The sequence below is a fragment of the Tibeticola sp. genome, assembly GCF_022759015.1.
In the GTDB taxonomy this organism is placed as follows: Bacteria; Pseudomonadota; Gammaproteobacteria; order Burkholderiales; family Burkholderiaceae_C; genus Tibeticola; species Tibeticola sediminis.
Genome location: NZ_JAEMQB010000169.1, coordinates 1 through 13,508 on the forward strand (window position 1 = coordinate 1; position 13,508 = coordinate 13,508).

A 13,508-nucleotide genomic window follows, 5' to 3' on the forward strand; every position below is an offset into this window, starting at 1 on the left:
CAGCCATAGCCTAAGCTATGGCGAGGAATTGCAACGACGCAGCCCGCCCGCTGCCGGGATGCGCGGCACGCGAGGGACTGGTTTAGCGTCGCCCTAAGCTTCACGCGCGTGGAACGTGGCGTGAACTTTCTGGGGCCTGGCGCATCTCACGAGGGCGGGGCTTGCAAGAAGCCCCGCCCTTTTTTGTTTATTGAGTGACAGTCGGCAGCCCAACATGACGGTATCCACCCAGGGTCTCGAAGTTTCGTTTGGATCACGCGCCTGGCGTTCGGCGGTGGAACTGGTCTCGTCGATGCGATTTGCGATTTCGCTGCTGACGGTGATCTGCATCGCGTCGGTCATCGGCACCGTGCTCAAGCAGCACGAGCCTTATCCGAACTACGTGAACCAGTTCGGTCCGTTCTGGGCCGAGGTATTCCGCAGCATCGACCTCTATTCGGTTTACAGCGCCTGGTGGTTCCTGCTGATCCTCGCTTTCCTCGTGTTGAGCACCTCGCTGTGCATCGCGCGCAACACTCCCAAGATCCTCTCGGACCTGCGCAGCTACAAGGAAGATCTGCGCGAAACCAGCTTGCAGGCCTTTCATCACCGCGCCGAAGCGCTGCTGCCCGAGCCGCCGCAGACCGCCGCCGAGCGCATCGGCCGCCAACTGGTGCAGGAAGGCTGGAGGGTGCGACTGCAGCCGCGCGAGACGGCCCACGGCCCCGGCGTGATGGTCGCGGCCAAGGCCGGGCAGGCGAACAAGCTCGGTTATCTGGCCGCGCACAGTGCGATCGTGCTGATCTGCCTGGGTGGCCTGCTCGATGGGGACCTGATCGTTCGCGCTCAGATGCTGCTCAACGGCAAGACGCCCTACAACGGCGGCGGCTTGATTTCCGACGTGCCCGCGCAGCACCGGCTGTCCGAGCGCAACCCCACGTTCCGCGGCAACCTGTTCGTGGCCGAGGGGACGAGCGGCGACACCGCCATCCTGAGCCAGTCCGATGGCATCTTGCTGCAAGAGCTGCCGTTTGCGGTCGAGCTCAAGAAATTCGTCGTCGAGTACTACGAAACCGGCATGCCCAAGCTCTTCGCGAGCGACATCGTCATACACGACAAGGCCACCGGCGAGAAACAGGAAGCCCGAGTGGAGGTGAACCACCCCGCCAGCTACAAGGGCATCGAAATCTATCAGTCCAGCTTCGATGACGGCGGATCGAGGGTCAAGCTCAAGGCCATTCCGATGCGCGCGGCCACGCGGCCCTTCGAAATCGAAGGCGTCATCGGTGGCAAGTCGCAGCTGCAGAAAGGGCAGGGCGACGACGCCGAGAAGCTCACGCTCGAGTACACGGGCCTGCGCGTCATCAACGTCGAAAATTTGGGTGGCCGTGAGGGTGGTTCGGACGGTGCCGTCGATGTGCGCAAGGTCGATCTGCAGTCCACCCTGGCGCGCCATTTGGGCTCGGGCAGCAAGCCCTCGGCGAACAAGACCCTGCGCAACGTCGGCCCGAGCATCAGCTACAAGCTGCGCGACGCATCGGGCCAAGCGCGTGAGTTCAACAACTACATGCTGCCCATCGATGCGGGCGATGGCGTCCCCGTGTTTCTGCTCGGCGTGCGCGAGACGCCCGCCGAGCCCATGCGCTATTTGCGCATTCCCGCCGATGACCAGGGCTCGATGGACGGCTTCCTGCGGCTGCGCGATGCGCTGGCCGATCCGGCGATGCGCGCCGAGGCGGTGCGCCGCTATGCGGCACGCGCGGTCGACCCGGCGCAACCGCAGGTCGCCCGCCAGCTCGAAGTGTCGGCCGCACGGACGCTGGCGCTGTTCGCCGGGGCCGACCCTCAGGCAGGGACCCGGGGGGCGGGCCTGCAGGCCATTTCCGACTTTCTCGAAGCCAACGTGCCCGAACCCGAGCGCGAGCGCGCCGGTGAGGTGCTGCTGCGCATCCTCAACGGCAGCCTGTTCGAGTTGCAGGCGCTGGCGCGCGAGCGCGCGGGTCTCGCGCCGCTGCCGGCCGACGACGCTTTGCGCCGCTACATGAACTTGGCCGTGCTCGCTTTGAGTGACCTCGCGTTTTATCCCGCGCCGATGGCCTTCCAACTGGTCGATTTCCAGCAGGTGCAGGCCAGCGTGTTCCAGGTCGCGCGCGCGCCTGGAAAGGCCGTGGTCTATCTCGGGTGCGCCTTGCTCATCATCGGCGTTTTTGCCATGCTGTACGTGCGCGAGCGGCGGCTGTGGGTTTGGCTCGAGCCGGTCGCCGGCGCCGGCGAAGGCGCGCAAAGCCGCGCGCGCATCGCGATGTCCACCCATCGCCGCATGCTCGATACCGACCGCATTTTTGACGATCTCCAACGCAAGCTCTTGAACCGGAAGGACGACCAGCCATGAACACTGCCACCGAGGCTTTGACGCTGCACGAGGGCTATTTCAGCCGGCGAACGCTCTACGACTGGCTGTTTGCGCTGCTCGTGGTGGGCGGCGCGGGTTTCGCATTTGCGCGCTACGGCCACGCGATGGATGTCTATGAAAAAGGCATCTTGCTGTGTGCCGCGCCGCTGGCGATTTGGCTCGGCTGGTTCTGGGCGCCGCTGCGCACCCTGATGCTGGTGGTGGCCGCCGCTTCGCTGTTGGCCATCGTCTCTTATCAGGGCGACTTGAAGCGTGCCGATTCGGTGTTCTGGCTCAAATACTTCCTCTCCAGCCAGTCGGCCATCCTGTGGATGTGTTTGCTGTTCTTCATGAGCACCGCGTTTTACTGGGCGGGCATGTTCGCCAAGAGCCAGGCCGAGGTGTTCGAGGGGCTGGGCTCGAAGATTGCCTGGGTGGGGGTGGCCATGGCGCTCATCGGCACCATGGTGCGCTGGTATGAAAGCCACCAGATCGGCCCGGATATCGGCCACATCCCGGTGAGCAACCTCTACGAAGTGTTCGTGCTGTTCTGCTGGCTCACGACCCTCTTCTATCTCTATTACGAAGCGCAATACCAGACGCGCGCGCTCGGCGCCTTCGTGATGCTGGTCGTCAGCGCCGCGGTGGGCTTTTTGCTCTGGTACACGCTGGTGCGTGAAGCGCAGGAGATCCAGCCGCTCGTGCCCGCGCTCAAGAGCTGGTGGATGAAGATCCACGTGCCGGCGAATTTCATCGGCTACGGCACCTTCGCGCTGTCAGCCATGGTGGCGTTTGCCTACCTCATCAAGCAGTCGGCCGCGGAGACGCGCTGGTACAAGCTCGCGCCGCTGCTGCTGCTGGGCATCGTGCTGTGCTTCGAACCCATCGTCTTTCGCCAGTCGCCCAGCGCCATGGCCGCGAATTCGGGTCTGAGCAGCTATTGGGCGGTGTATTTCGGCATTTCCGCGCTGATCGTCGGCGGCATTTTGCTCGCGCGCAAGCGCCTGGCCGAGCGCCTGCCGCCGCTCGAGGTGCTCGACGAGGTGATGTACAAGGCCATCGCGGTCGGCTTTGCGTTCTTCACCATCGCCACCGTGCTCGGCGCGCTGTGGGCGGCCGAAGCCTGGGGCGGCTATTGGAGCTGGGACCCCAAGGAGACCTGGGCGCTGATCGTCTGGCTCAACTACGCCGCCTGGCTGCACATGCGGCTCATGAAGGGCCTGCGCGGCACGGTCGCTGCTTGGTGGGCGCTGGTGGGCCTCGCGGTGACGACCTTCGCGTTCATCGGCGTCAACATGTTCCTGAGCGGCCTGCACAGCTACGGCACGCTCTGAGAGGCTGAGAGGGGATTGGTCATACCCGCTTTGACGCCCCAAAACACGCCAGAGGGCGTTGCAAATGCGCGCCGTAGCCCAAGCTACGGCTGTGCTTTGCGCCTACTCGGGCGCGTTTTGGGGCGCCCCTACGGGCACGCCCAATTCCCTCTCAGCCTCTGACTCGGGCGCGGTCGGCGGGGCTGTTGCGAGATCACACGCCGTGGGGGGCATTCCGCCACGGCGTTTTTGTTTTTGCCTAGCCTGAAAGAATTCGCATGGAACTCCGACAAATATGCATCCCCACCGGAGGCTTCTCATGTTGATTCGAACCCAAGACCGCGGATACGAACATCCGCTGAGCAGCGAAATCACCCCACGCGCGCTGGTCGAGAACCGACGGGCTTGGCTTGCGCGGCTCGCCACCGGGGTGGCCGGCGCGGCCTTGGCGTCCTGGGCGGCGCGCGATGCGCTCGCGCAGGGGGGCGGTGCTGCCGTGCCGCGGCCCGGAAAGCTGCCGGCGCTGGCGGCGACGCGATCGGCGCTGCCCGGTGCCGTCACGCTCGAAAAGCTCACCGACTACGCGGACGCGACCAGTTACAACAACTTCTACGAGTTCGGCACCGACAAAGCCGAACCCGCGCGTCTGGCGCACACGCTCAAGACCGCGCCCTGGTCGGTCGAGATCGACGGCTTGGTCAAAAAGCCCGGCCGCATGGCGCTCGAAGACCTGCTCAAGCTCGCCCCGATGGAGGAGCGCGTGTACCGGCTGCGCTGCGTCGAGGGTTGGTCGATGGTGATTCCGTGGGTTGGCTATTCGCTGGCCGAACTGATCCGCCGCGTCGAGCCGCTCGGCAGTGCGCGCTACGTCGAGTTCACCTCGCTGGCCGACCCGGCCACGATGCCCGGCGTGCGCTCGCGCGTGCTCGACTGGCCTTATGTGGAGGGGCTGCGGCTCGACGAGGCCCTGCATCCGCTCACCATGCTCGCGTTCGGCATGTACGGTGAAGTGTTACCCAAGCAAAACGGCGCGCCGCTGCGCCTGGTCGTGCCCTGGAAATACGGCTTCAAGAGCGCCAAGAGCCTCGTGCGCATCCGCTTTACCGAGCGCCAACCCGCCACCGCCTGGGGCCGGGCTGCGCCGCAGGAGTACGGGTTTTATTCGAACGTGAACCCCAATGTCGATCACCCGCGCTGGAGCCAGGCGACCGAGCGGCGCATCGGCGAGGACGGCTTGTTTGCCAAGAAGCGCAAAACGCTGCTGTTCAACGGCTACGAGGCGCAGGTGGCGAGCCTCTACGCGGGCATGGACCTGAAGGTGAATTTCTGACGCGGCCCATGCCACGCACGCGCGCACGCGGGCTGCTCTCGCCCTGGGCAAAAGTGGCGGTGTTCGTGTGCGCCGCTGTGCCCGCGGTGTGGCTCATCGGCGCCGCTGCAACCGATCGGCTGGGCGCCAATCCGGCCGAGAGTCTGTTGCGTGGCACGGGCGACTGGACGCTGCGGCTCCTGTGCGTGACGCTGGCGATTTCGCCGCTGCGTCGTGGGCTGCAGCAGCCCGCGCTGGCGCGTTTTCGGCGCATGCTGGGGCTCTACACCTTCTTCTACGCCGTGCTGCACGCGCTGGCCTGGGCCTGGCTGGATCAAGGCTTCGAGTGGGCCGACATGGTGCGCGACATCGCCAAGCGCCCCTTCATCCTCGTCGGGTTCACGGCCTTCGTGCTGCTCGTGCCGCTGGCCGCGACTTCATTCAACCGGGCGATCCGCGCGCTCGGCGCGCGCCGGTGGCAGCGGCTGCACCGGCTCGTGTATGCGGTGGCGGGCCTGGCGCTGCTGCATTTTTTCTGGATGCGCGCGGGCAAGAACGATGATGCCGAGGTCGCGGTGTACGCCGCGCTGGTGGCGCTGCTGCTGGCCGAGCGCAGCCTCCATTTTTTTAAGAAAAACGCGGTTCTGCCGGCGTCGACGGGTCACTGAGCGCTCTCAAAAAAGAAGCGTCGCAGTGGGTGACGTCAGGCTTCCTCGAGCACCTCGGGCAGCGCGATGCGGTGGTCGGTGCTGAACTGGTAGTCGCGGAACACATGCTCGGCCGTCAGCAACTGATAGCTGCCGTCGGCGAGACGGTGCGAGGTGTCTTTGAGCCGGTAGGTGTAGTGGCCGCAGGTCCAGCACTTGAAGTTGCGCATGTGGGTGCACAAACACGTCTTGTCCCAGACATGGATGTCGCGTGAGCCAGGGTGCAGCGCCACTTCGCGGTTGTAGGCGTCGATGTAGGCGCACTGCCCCTTGGCGTCGAGCAGGTAACCGTAGGATTCGCAGCCGGGGCGGATGCCCGAGCCGATCGCCGGCGAGCTCTTGAGCATGCGCATCGGGTAGCCGGTCGGGGAGATCGTGTTGACCTCGATGTCTTCCTCATTGGCGCGGAAATATTCCTGCTTCACGTCGTCGGGCAGGCCGCACTCCTGCGTGACCGTAAAGCGGGTGGCCACCTGCACCGCCCGAGCCCCGTCTTCCAGGAATGAGACGGCGTCGGTGCCGGTGAAGATGCCGCCCGCGGCGATCAAGGGAATGTCGAGCTGCTCTTGCTCGAGCCAAGCGGCGATCTCGCGCACGATGGTGCGCAAATCGTATTGCGCCCAGTCGAGCCCAAAGCCCAGATGCCCGCCGGCGAGCGGCCCTTCGACCACGACGTAATCGGGCAGGCGTTCGAGCCGGGCGTTCTTGCGGATGAACAACTGCAGCGCGCGCAACGAGGACACGATGATGCCGAGCTTGGCGTCGCGAAAACGCGGATGGTCGGCAATCAGCGAGAACGAACCCAGGTGCAGGCCGGCGCTCAGCGTGATGCCGTCGATTCCGGCGTCGAGCGCGGATGCGAGCCGCACGCGCAGCGTCTCGGCTGGCCCGTTCATCGTGAGCTTTTCCATGCAGTTCACGAAGATTAGGCCCGCGCCCCGTTTGGCTTCCATCGTGCGGCCCACGTGCAAGCGCGTGGCTTCGGCCACATGGCCCAGGTCGAACTTCACGCTCGACTTGTCGGCATTGTCGATGTTGAGCTTGTAGAACTTGGTCTTTTCCTTGACGAAGCTCGTGTCGAAGCGCCGGTCGGCGACGTCGGTGATCAGGGCATCCGAAATATGTCCGATGCCGCCGAGGCGCGCGGCTTCGAGGGCCAGCTCGGCCGTTGAAATGTCGACACCCATGCCGCCCACGACGATGGGGACCAACTCATGGGAACCCAGTTGGAGACGGAAATCATCGACACGCTTCATGGCAAATTCGCTCGAGCGTCAGGCGCTCGCTTTAGAACAATCGGGACTGAATTATCAACTTCTGGCCGTGGCCGCGCGAAAACCCCATGCGCATCCGCGGTTGTATGAACACCATCATGCGCGCCGAACTTGACGCCGCATTGACAACAAAGGCAACGCTGAACAAGTTCCCGTGATGGCGCGCGCGAGGCTGGGTCAGCGCCGTGCCCAAGCCAACGCTGAATAAGTTCCCGCGATGGTGCGCGCCCGGCGGCGGGATGGGATGCGAGGCGCAAACCGCAGCCATAGCCGAAGCTATGGCGAGGATTTGCAACGACGCAGACCGGCCGCAGCTGGGATGCGCGACGCGCGAGGGACTTGTTCAGCGTTGCCCTAAAGCGCGCGCGCCGACAGGGCCAGCGACACCGACATCGCCAGCGCGTGCAGCACCGCCGCGGCGATCGTGTAGATGATCGCGGGCCGCAGCGCTTGCGGCGTTGTGGCATGTCGCCACAGGTAGACCGCCGCAGAAGCCGACAGCGGTGCCGAAAGCAGCCCCCAAATGGCGGTCGGCGGCTGGAGGTCGAACGCGACACCGACGGCCAAGAGCGCATAAGACGCGCTGGCCAGTGCGGTGTATGCCAGCGCGCTGCCTTGGGGCCCAAGCCGCACCGCCAGTGTGCGCTTGCCGACCTGGGCGTCGGCGGCGGCATCGGGGATGCCGTTGATCAGCAGGATATTTGCGATCAGCCCTGCAAAGCTCGACGCGGTGGCCGCAGCCACCACGGAAACCGTGCCTCTTTGCACCGCGTAGGCGCCCAAAACCACCAGCCACCAGGCGGCCGCAACGGCCAGTTCACCGAGGCCGCGGCGCATCAGCGACAGCGGCGGCGACGAGTAGGCCCAGGCCAGAAACAGCCCGGCGAGCCCGATGCTGAAGACGACACCGCCACTGAGCACGGCGAGCAGCACCCCGGCGGGAATTACGAGCCCGAACAGCGCGAGCGCGACCTGCCGCGTGTCGTCCAGCGTGACGACGCCGTTTTGAATCAAGCGCGAGCCGCCGGTGAACGGGAACAGTCCGGCCGTGTTGGCCGCATCCGCGCCGCTGCGACCGTCTTCGAAATCATTGAGCACGTTGGCCGCCGCATGCGCGAGCAGCGCAAGGCCGATCGTCGCAGCGGCGCGGCCCCAGGAAATGCCGCATCCACACGCGGCGGCCAAGGCGATGCCGAGCACGCAACCCGCCGCAGTGACGATGAGAAAGCCGGGGCGCGTCATGCGCCAGATGAGTTTCAGGTCGAGTGGGGTGGGGGACAAGGCAGGGTTCCTTCGAATTGGGCATTCGCATTGTGCCCACCGACTCGGCAAAGTTGCCCGAAGACACGCCGGATGACACGCGAGGCGGGTGGCTGCTAAGATTACGCATCCGTAAATCAATTTACCAATGCGCGATTTTGAGCCCCGTTCGCGGGGGGTGCGCGCGCCCGAGGAGACCGATCAATATGGGCACCTATGTGTACCCGCAGTATCCCTACCGCGCCCCTGCCGACCTGCAGGCGGGCGCGCCGCAGCGGCGGCCGTTGATCGTCGTGGGGGCGGGGCCGGTGGGTCTGAGCGCCGCGGTGGATGCGCGGCTCAAAGGACTGCCGGTGCTGGTGTTCGACGAGGACGAGACGGTGTCGGTGGGCTCGCGCGCGGTGTGTTACGCCAAGCGGACGCTGGAAATCCTCGACCGGCTGGGCGTGGGCGATCCGCTGTGCGCCCGAGGCGTGAGCTGGAACGTCGGCCGCACCTTCCTGCGCGAAGAGGAGGTCTATCGCTTCGACCTCGTGCCCGAGCCTGGCCACAAGCGCCCGGGCATGATCAATTTGCAGCAGTATTACCTCGAGGAAACGCTGATTGCGCGTGCGCTCGAACTCGGCGTGGATCTGCGCTGGAAGTACCGCGTGGTGGGCGTGCAGCCGCAGGAGGAGCATGTGCGACTCACGGTCGAGACGCCCGACGGGCCGTTCGAGATCGACGCCGACTGGCTCATCGCCGCCGACGGCGCGCGCAGCCCCATCCGCCGCATGCTCGGCCTCGACATCGAGGGCAAGGTGTTCCAGGACCGCTTTCTGATCGCCGACGTGGTCATGCAGGCCGACTTCCCGGCCGAGCGCTGGTTCTGGTTCGATCCGCCCTTCCATCCGGGCCAGAGCGTGCTGCTGCACAAGCAGGCCGACCACGTCTGGCGCATCGATTTTCAGCTGGGCTGGCAGGCCGATCCCGAAGAAGAAAAAAAGCCCGAGCGCGTGATCCCGCGCATCCGCGCGATGCTGGGCGACGCGCGGCCCTTCGAGCTGGAATGGGTCAGCGTCTACACCTTCCAATGCCGGCGGATGAAGGAGTTTCGCCACGGCCATGTGCTGTTCGTGGGTGACGCGGCGCACCAGGTTTCGCCCTTTGGGGCGCGCGGCGCCAACTCCGGCATTCAGGACGTCGATGACCTGATGTGGAAGCTGCAACTCGTGATCGAAGGCCGCGCGCCGCAAGCGCTGCTCGACAGCTACAGCGCCGACCGCGCCTTTGCTGCGGACGAAAACATCCTCAATTCCACGCGCTCGACCGACTTCATTACCCCGAAAAGCCATGTGAGCCGGGTCTTCCGCGACGCCACGCTCGCGCTTGCGCGGCACCACCCGTTCGCGCGGCGGCTGGTCAACTCCGGGCGGTTGTCGGTGCCCTCGTTTCTGACCGCATCGGCGCTCAACACGCCTGACACGGATGCGTTCGCCGGCGACGTGGTGCCGGGCGCGCCGATGGACGACGCACCGATCGGCATCGGCGCCGAGCCCGGCTGGCTGCTCGATCAGGTCGGCAACCGTTTCGCCTTGCTCGTGTTTGCGCCGCGTCTCGAAGACCTCGACGCCGCCACGATGGCCGCGCTGCGCCGCTTGCGCCTCGGCGCCATCGCGGTCGAGCCGCTGATCCTCACGCCGGAGGGCGGCGCGGTCGAGGGCCTGCGGGTCGTCGCTGACATCGAAGGGCTGGCCGCGCGCCGCTACGACGCCGAGGCGGGCGCGGTCTATCTGGTGCGTCCCGATCAGCATGTGGCTGCACGCTGGCGGGTCTTCGACGCGGCCGCGGTGCAGCGTGCGCTGGCGCGCGCAACGGCGGCGACGCCCGTCCTCTGAACCGCTGCAGGAAAGGAAACGGCCATGCCGCTCAACACCCAACCCAACTTTGCCGAACCCGGCCGGCGCGACTTTCGCGCTTACACATCGGGCGACGACTTCTACGAGGCGCTGATCGAGGCGCACCGGGGCCTGTCCGATGCGCAGAGCGAAGCGCTCAATGCCCGGCTCATCCTGCTGCTGGCCAACCACATCGGCGACCTGCGCGTGCTGCGCGAGGCCTTGCGCCTGGCGCGCGAGAGCGCCGAGGCCGACGCGCCCGCGCGCGCCACCCAACCCTGATCCCGGAGACTGCCATGAAGATCCGCCAAATCCACCACGTCGCCTACCGCTGCAAGGACGCGAAAGAAACCGTCGAGTGGTACCAGCGCCACCTGAACATGGACTTCATCCTGGCCTTTGCCGAGGACCATGTGCCCTCGACCAAAGCACCCGATCCCTACATGCACATCTTTCTCGATGCTGGCAACGGCAATGTGCTCGCCTTCTTCGAACTGCCCAACTCGCCCGAGATGGGCCGCGATCCGAACACCCCCGCCTGGGTGCAGCACATCGCGTTCGAGGTCGACAGCGTGCAGACGCTGATCGACACCAAGGCGCGCCTGGAAGCCGCCGGGATCGAGGTGGTGGGCCCGACCGACCACACGCTGTTCCAGTCGATTTATTTCTTCGACCCCAACGGCCACCGTCTCGAGCTTGCCGCCAACACCGGCACGCCCGAGCAGCTCGCCCGCGCCGCCGCCGTCAAATGGGACATGCTCAACGAGTGGGCCCAGACGAAGCGCGCACCCCGGCACGCCGCCTGGATGCATGCGCTGGAATTCGAGGGCGTGCCCTCGCAGCCCTAAATCGCTCTTGTTTTAAGAGCAAACGAAGACCGGAACACGCCGGCGTCTGCCGGTTTATATTCAAAAATCCCGGTCCGAGGCGGCCCTCACATGTTCCGCCGGTACTGCCCGCCGACCTCGAAGAGCGCGTCGGTGATTTGACCCAGCGAGCAGCAGCGCACGGCGTCCATCAGCACTTCGAACACGTTTTCATGCGCCATGGCAGCCTGCTTGAGCCGCTCGAGCATTGCGGGTGCCTCGGCGGCGTGGCGGCGGTGGAAGTCTTCGAGCCGATCGAGCTGACTTTGCTTTTCCGCCTCGGTGCTGCGCGCGAGCTCGAGGGTCTGCGGGATCGGGTCGCCGTGCGGATTGCGGAAGGTGTTGACGCCGATGATGGGCAGTTCGCCGGTGTGCTTGAGCATCTCGTAATGCATGCTCTCGTCCTGGATCTTGCCGCGCTGGTAGCCGGTCTCCATCGCGCCCAGCACACCGCCACGTTCGCTGATGCGCTCGAATTCGGCGAGCACCGCTTCTTCGACCAGTTCGGTCAGCTCGTCGATGATGAACGCACCCTGGTTCGGGTTTTCGTTCTTCGCCAGACCCCATTCGCGGTTGATGATGAGCTGGATCGCCATCGCGCGGCGCACGCTGTCTTCGGTCGGCGTGGTGATGGCTTCGTCGAAGGCGTTGGTGTGCAGGCTGTTGCAGTTGTCGTAGACGGCAATCAGCGCCTGCAGCGTGGTGCGGATGTCGTTGAACTGAATCTCCTGCGCGTGCAGACTGCGGCCGCTGGTCTGGATGTGGTATTTGAGCTTTTGGCTGCGCTCGTTGGCGCCGTATTTTTCCTTCATCGCCACGGCCCAGATGCGCCGGGCCACGCGGCCGAGCACGGTGTATTCGGGGTCCATGCCGTTGCTGAAGAAAAAGCTAAGGTTCGGCGCGAATTCGTCGATGTGCATGCCGCGCGCCAGGTACGACTCCACATAGGTAAAGCCATTGGCCAGCGTGAACGCGAGCTGGCTGATCGGGTTCGCGCCGGCTTCGGCGATGTGGTAGCCGCTGATCGAGACCGAATAGAAATTGCGCACGTCGTGGTGCACGAAATAGGCCTGGATGTCGCCCATGACCTTGAGGCTGAACTCGGTCGAGAAGATGCAGGTGTTCTGGCCCTGGTCTTCTTTCAAGATGTCGGCCTGCACCGTGCCGCGCACATTGGCCAGCACCCACTCCTTGATCTTGGCCGCTTCGGTATCGGTTGGGTCGCGGCCGTTGTCGGCGCGGAATCTGTCCATCGCCTGGTCGATCGCGGTGTTGAAAAACATCGCCAGGATGGTCGGCGCCGGGCCGTTGATCGTCATGCTGACCGAGGTCGCCGGGTCGCACAGGTCAAAGCCCGAATACAGCACCTTCATGTCGGCGCGCGGGGCCACGCTCACGCCCGAGTTGCCGATCTTGCCCCAGATGTCGGGCCGCCGGTCGGGGTCGTTGCCGTAGAGCGTGACCGAGTCGAAGGCGGTGGACAGCCGCTTGGCTGGCATACCCTCGGAGAGCAGCTTGAAGCGCCGGTTCGTGCGGAAGGGGTCGCCCTCGCCGGCGAACATGCGCGTGGGGTCTTCGTTCTCGCGTTTGAACGCAAACGTGCCAGCGGTGTAGGGGAAGCTGCCCGGCACGTTCTCTAGCATCAGCCAGCGCAGCCGCTCGCCATCGTCTTCATACTGGGGCAGGGCGACCTTGCGGATCTTGTTGCCCGACAGCGTCGTGTGCGTCAGACGGGTGCGGATTTCCTTGTCGCGGATCTTCACCACGTATTCGTCGCCCGCGTAGGCCTTTTGCAGGTCATCCCATTGCGCGAGCAGCTTGGCGCAGGCGGGTTCGAGCCGCTCGGCGCGCGCTTCGGCCAGAGCCATCACCGTGCCGTAGGCGCCGGGCTTGGCGCTGCCGTCTTTGTTCGGGTCGGCTTCGAGCAGCATGCGTGCGGTCTCGCGCAGCTGTTGCAGCTCGCGCGCGAGCCGCGCCTGCGCCCGCGCGCGGCGCTTGTAGCCGCGCACCGTTTCGGCGATTTCCGCGAGGTAACGGCTGCGCGCCGCGGGCACGATCGGGGTCTGGTTGGTGCTGTGTCGCACCGTCACCGGCGCAAGCCGCCCTTCGCGCACCGGCAGGCCCAGGGCCGCCAGACGCGCGCGCAGCGCCTGGTACAGCGCCGTCACACCGTCGTCGTTGAAGCGCGCGGCCATGGTGCCGAACACCGGCATCTGCTCGAGCGGCACGCCCCAGGCTTCGCGGTTGCGCTGCACTTGTTTGGACACGTCGCGCAGCGCGTCCATCGCGCCCTTGCGGTCGAACTTGTTGATCGCCACGAACTCGGCAAAGTCGAGCATGTCGATCTTCTCGAGCTGGCTGGCGGCGCCGAACTCGGGCGTCATCACATACATCGGCACGTCCACATGCGGCACGATCGCAGCGTCCCCCTGGCCGATGCCGCTGGTCTCGACGATGATGAGGTCGAAACCCGCGGCCTTGCACGCCGCAATCACGTCGGGCAGCGCCTGGCTGATCTCGCTGCCCGTCTC

Annotated in this window: 10 protein-coding genes; 7 read left to right on the top strand and 3 right to left on the bottom strand. The window is 65.6% G+C overall.

The window, feature by feature from the left end; translation table 11 throughout:
- Positions 1-214 precede the first annotated feature (214 nt).
- The 4 genes from JHC36_RS10725 (at position 215) to msrQ (ending at position 5,661) form a co-directional block, all read left to right on the top strand.
- Positions 215-2,371 carry a cytochrome c biogenesis protein ResB gene (locus JHC36_RS10725; protein WP_287918943.1) on the top strand — a complete coding sequence of 719 codons (2,157 nt, stop codon included), beginning with the start codon at positions 215-217 and terminating at the stop codon, positions 2,369-2,371.
- Entirely contained in the window at positions 2,368-3,705 is a 1,338-nt protein-coding gene (gene ccsB / locus JHC36_RS10730; RefSeq protein WP_287918946.1) for a c-type cytochrome biogenesis protein CcsB, read from the top strand. Before JHC36_RS10725 ends, ccsB begins: the two co-directional genes overlap by 4 nt.
- Positions 3,706-4,003: 298 nt before the next feature.
- Entirely contained in the window at positions 4,004-5,014 is a 1,011-nt protein-coding gene (msrP, locus tag JHC36_RS10735) for a protein-methionine-sulfoxide reductase catalytic subunit MsrP (protein ID WP_287918948.1), read from the top strand.
- Positions 5,015-5,022: 8 nt separating this feature from the next.
- Positions 5,023-5,661 carry a protein-methionine-sulfoxide reductase heme-binding subunit MsrQ gene (gene msrQ, locus JHC36_RS10740; RefSeq protein ID WP_124220817.1) on the top strand — a complete coding sequence of 213 codons (639 nt, stop codon included), beginning with the start codon at positions 5,023-5,025 and terminating at the stop codon, positions 5,659-5,661.
- A gap of 35 nt (positions 5,662-5,696) precedes the next feature.
- On the opposite strand, the gene JHC36_RS10745 is transcribed toward msrQ, so the two are convergent.
- Both JHC36_RS10745 and JHC36_RS10750 read right to left on the bottom strand, forming a co-directional pair.
- The gene (locus tag JHC36_RS10745) at positions 5,697-6,956 is read right to left on the bottom strand and encodes a nitronate monooxygenase (RefSeq protein ID WP_287918952.1); all 1,260 of its coding nucleotides are present in this window, start codon (positions 6,954-6,956) and stop codon (positions 5,697-5,699) included.
- A gap of 372 nt (positions 6,957-7,328) precedes the next feature.
- Positions 7,329-8,255 carry a prenyltransferase gene (locus JHC36_RS10750; protein ID WP_287918954.1) on the bottom strand — a complete coding sequence of 309 codons (927 nt, stop codon included), beginning with the start codon at positions 8,253-8,255 and terminating at the stop codon, positions 7,329-7,331.
- 185 nt (positions 8,256-8,440) lie between these two features.
- On the opposite strand from JHC36_RS10750, the gene JHC36_RS10755 reads away from it, so the two are divergent.
- From JHC36_RS10755 to JHC36_RS10765, 3 genes are read left to right on the top strand one after another with little or no spacing between them, the layout of a single operon-like run.
- Positions 8,441-10,111, top strand: coding sequence for an FAD-dependent oxidoreductase (locus JHC36_RS10755; RefSeq protein WP_287918956.1), 1,671 nt, complete (start codon positions 8,441-8,443; stop codon positions 10,109-10,111).
- Positions 10,112-10,135: 24 nt separating this feature from the next.
- A complete protein-coding gene (locus JHC36_RS10760) occupies positions 10,136-10,393 on the top strand; it encodes a DUF2783 domain-containing protein (protein ID WP_287918958.1) in 258 nt (85 codons plus the stop codon).
- 14 nt (positions 10,394-10,407) lie between these two features.
- The gene (locus JHC36_RS10765; RefSeq protein WP_287918961.1) at positions 10,408-10,959 is read left to right on the top strand and encodes a VOC family protein; all 552 of its coding nucleotides are present in this window, start codon (positions 10,408-10,410) and stop codon (positions 10,957-10,959) included.
- An 86-nt stretch (positions 10,960-11,045) separates the two neighbouring features.
- Here the strand turns inward: JHC36_RS10765 and icmF are convergent.
- Positions 11,046-13,508, bottom strand: a 2,463-nt coding sequence (gene icmF / locus JHC36_RS10770) for a fused isobutyryl-CoA mutase/GTPase IcmF (protein WP_287918964.1), incomplete at its 5' end; no start/stop codon positions are given.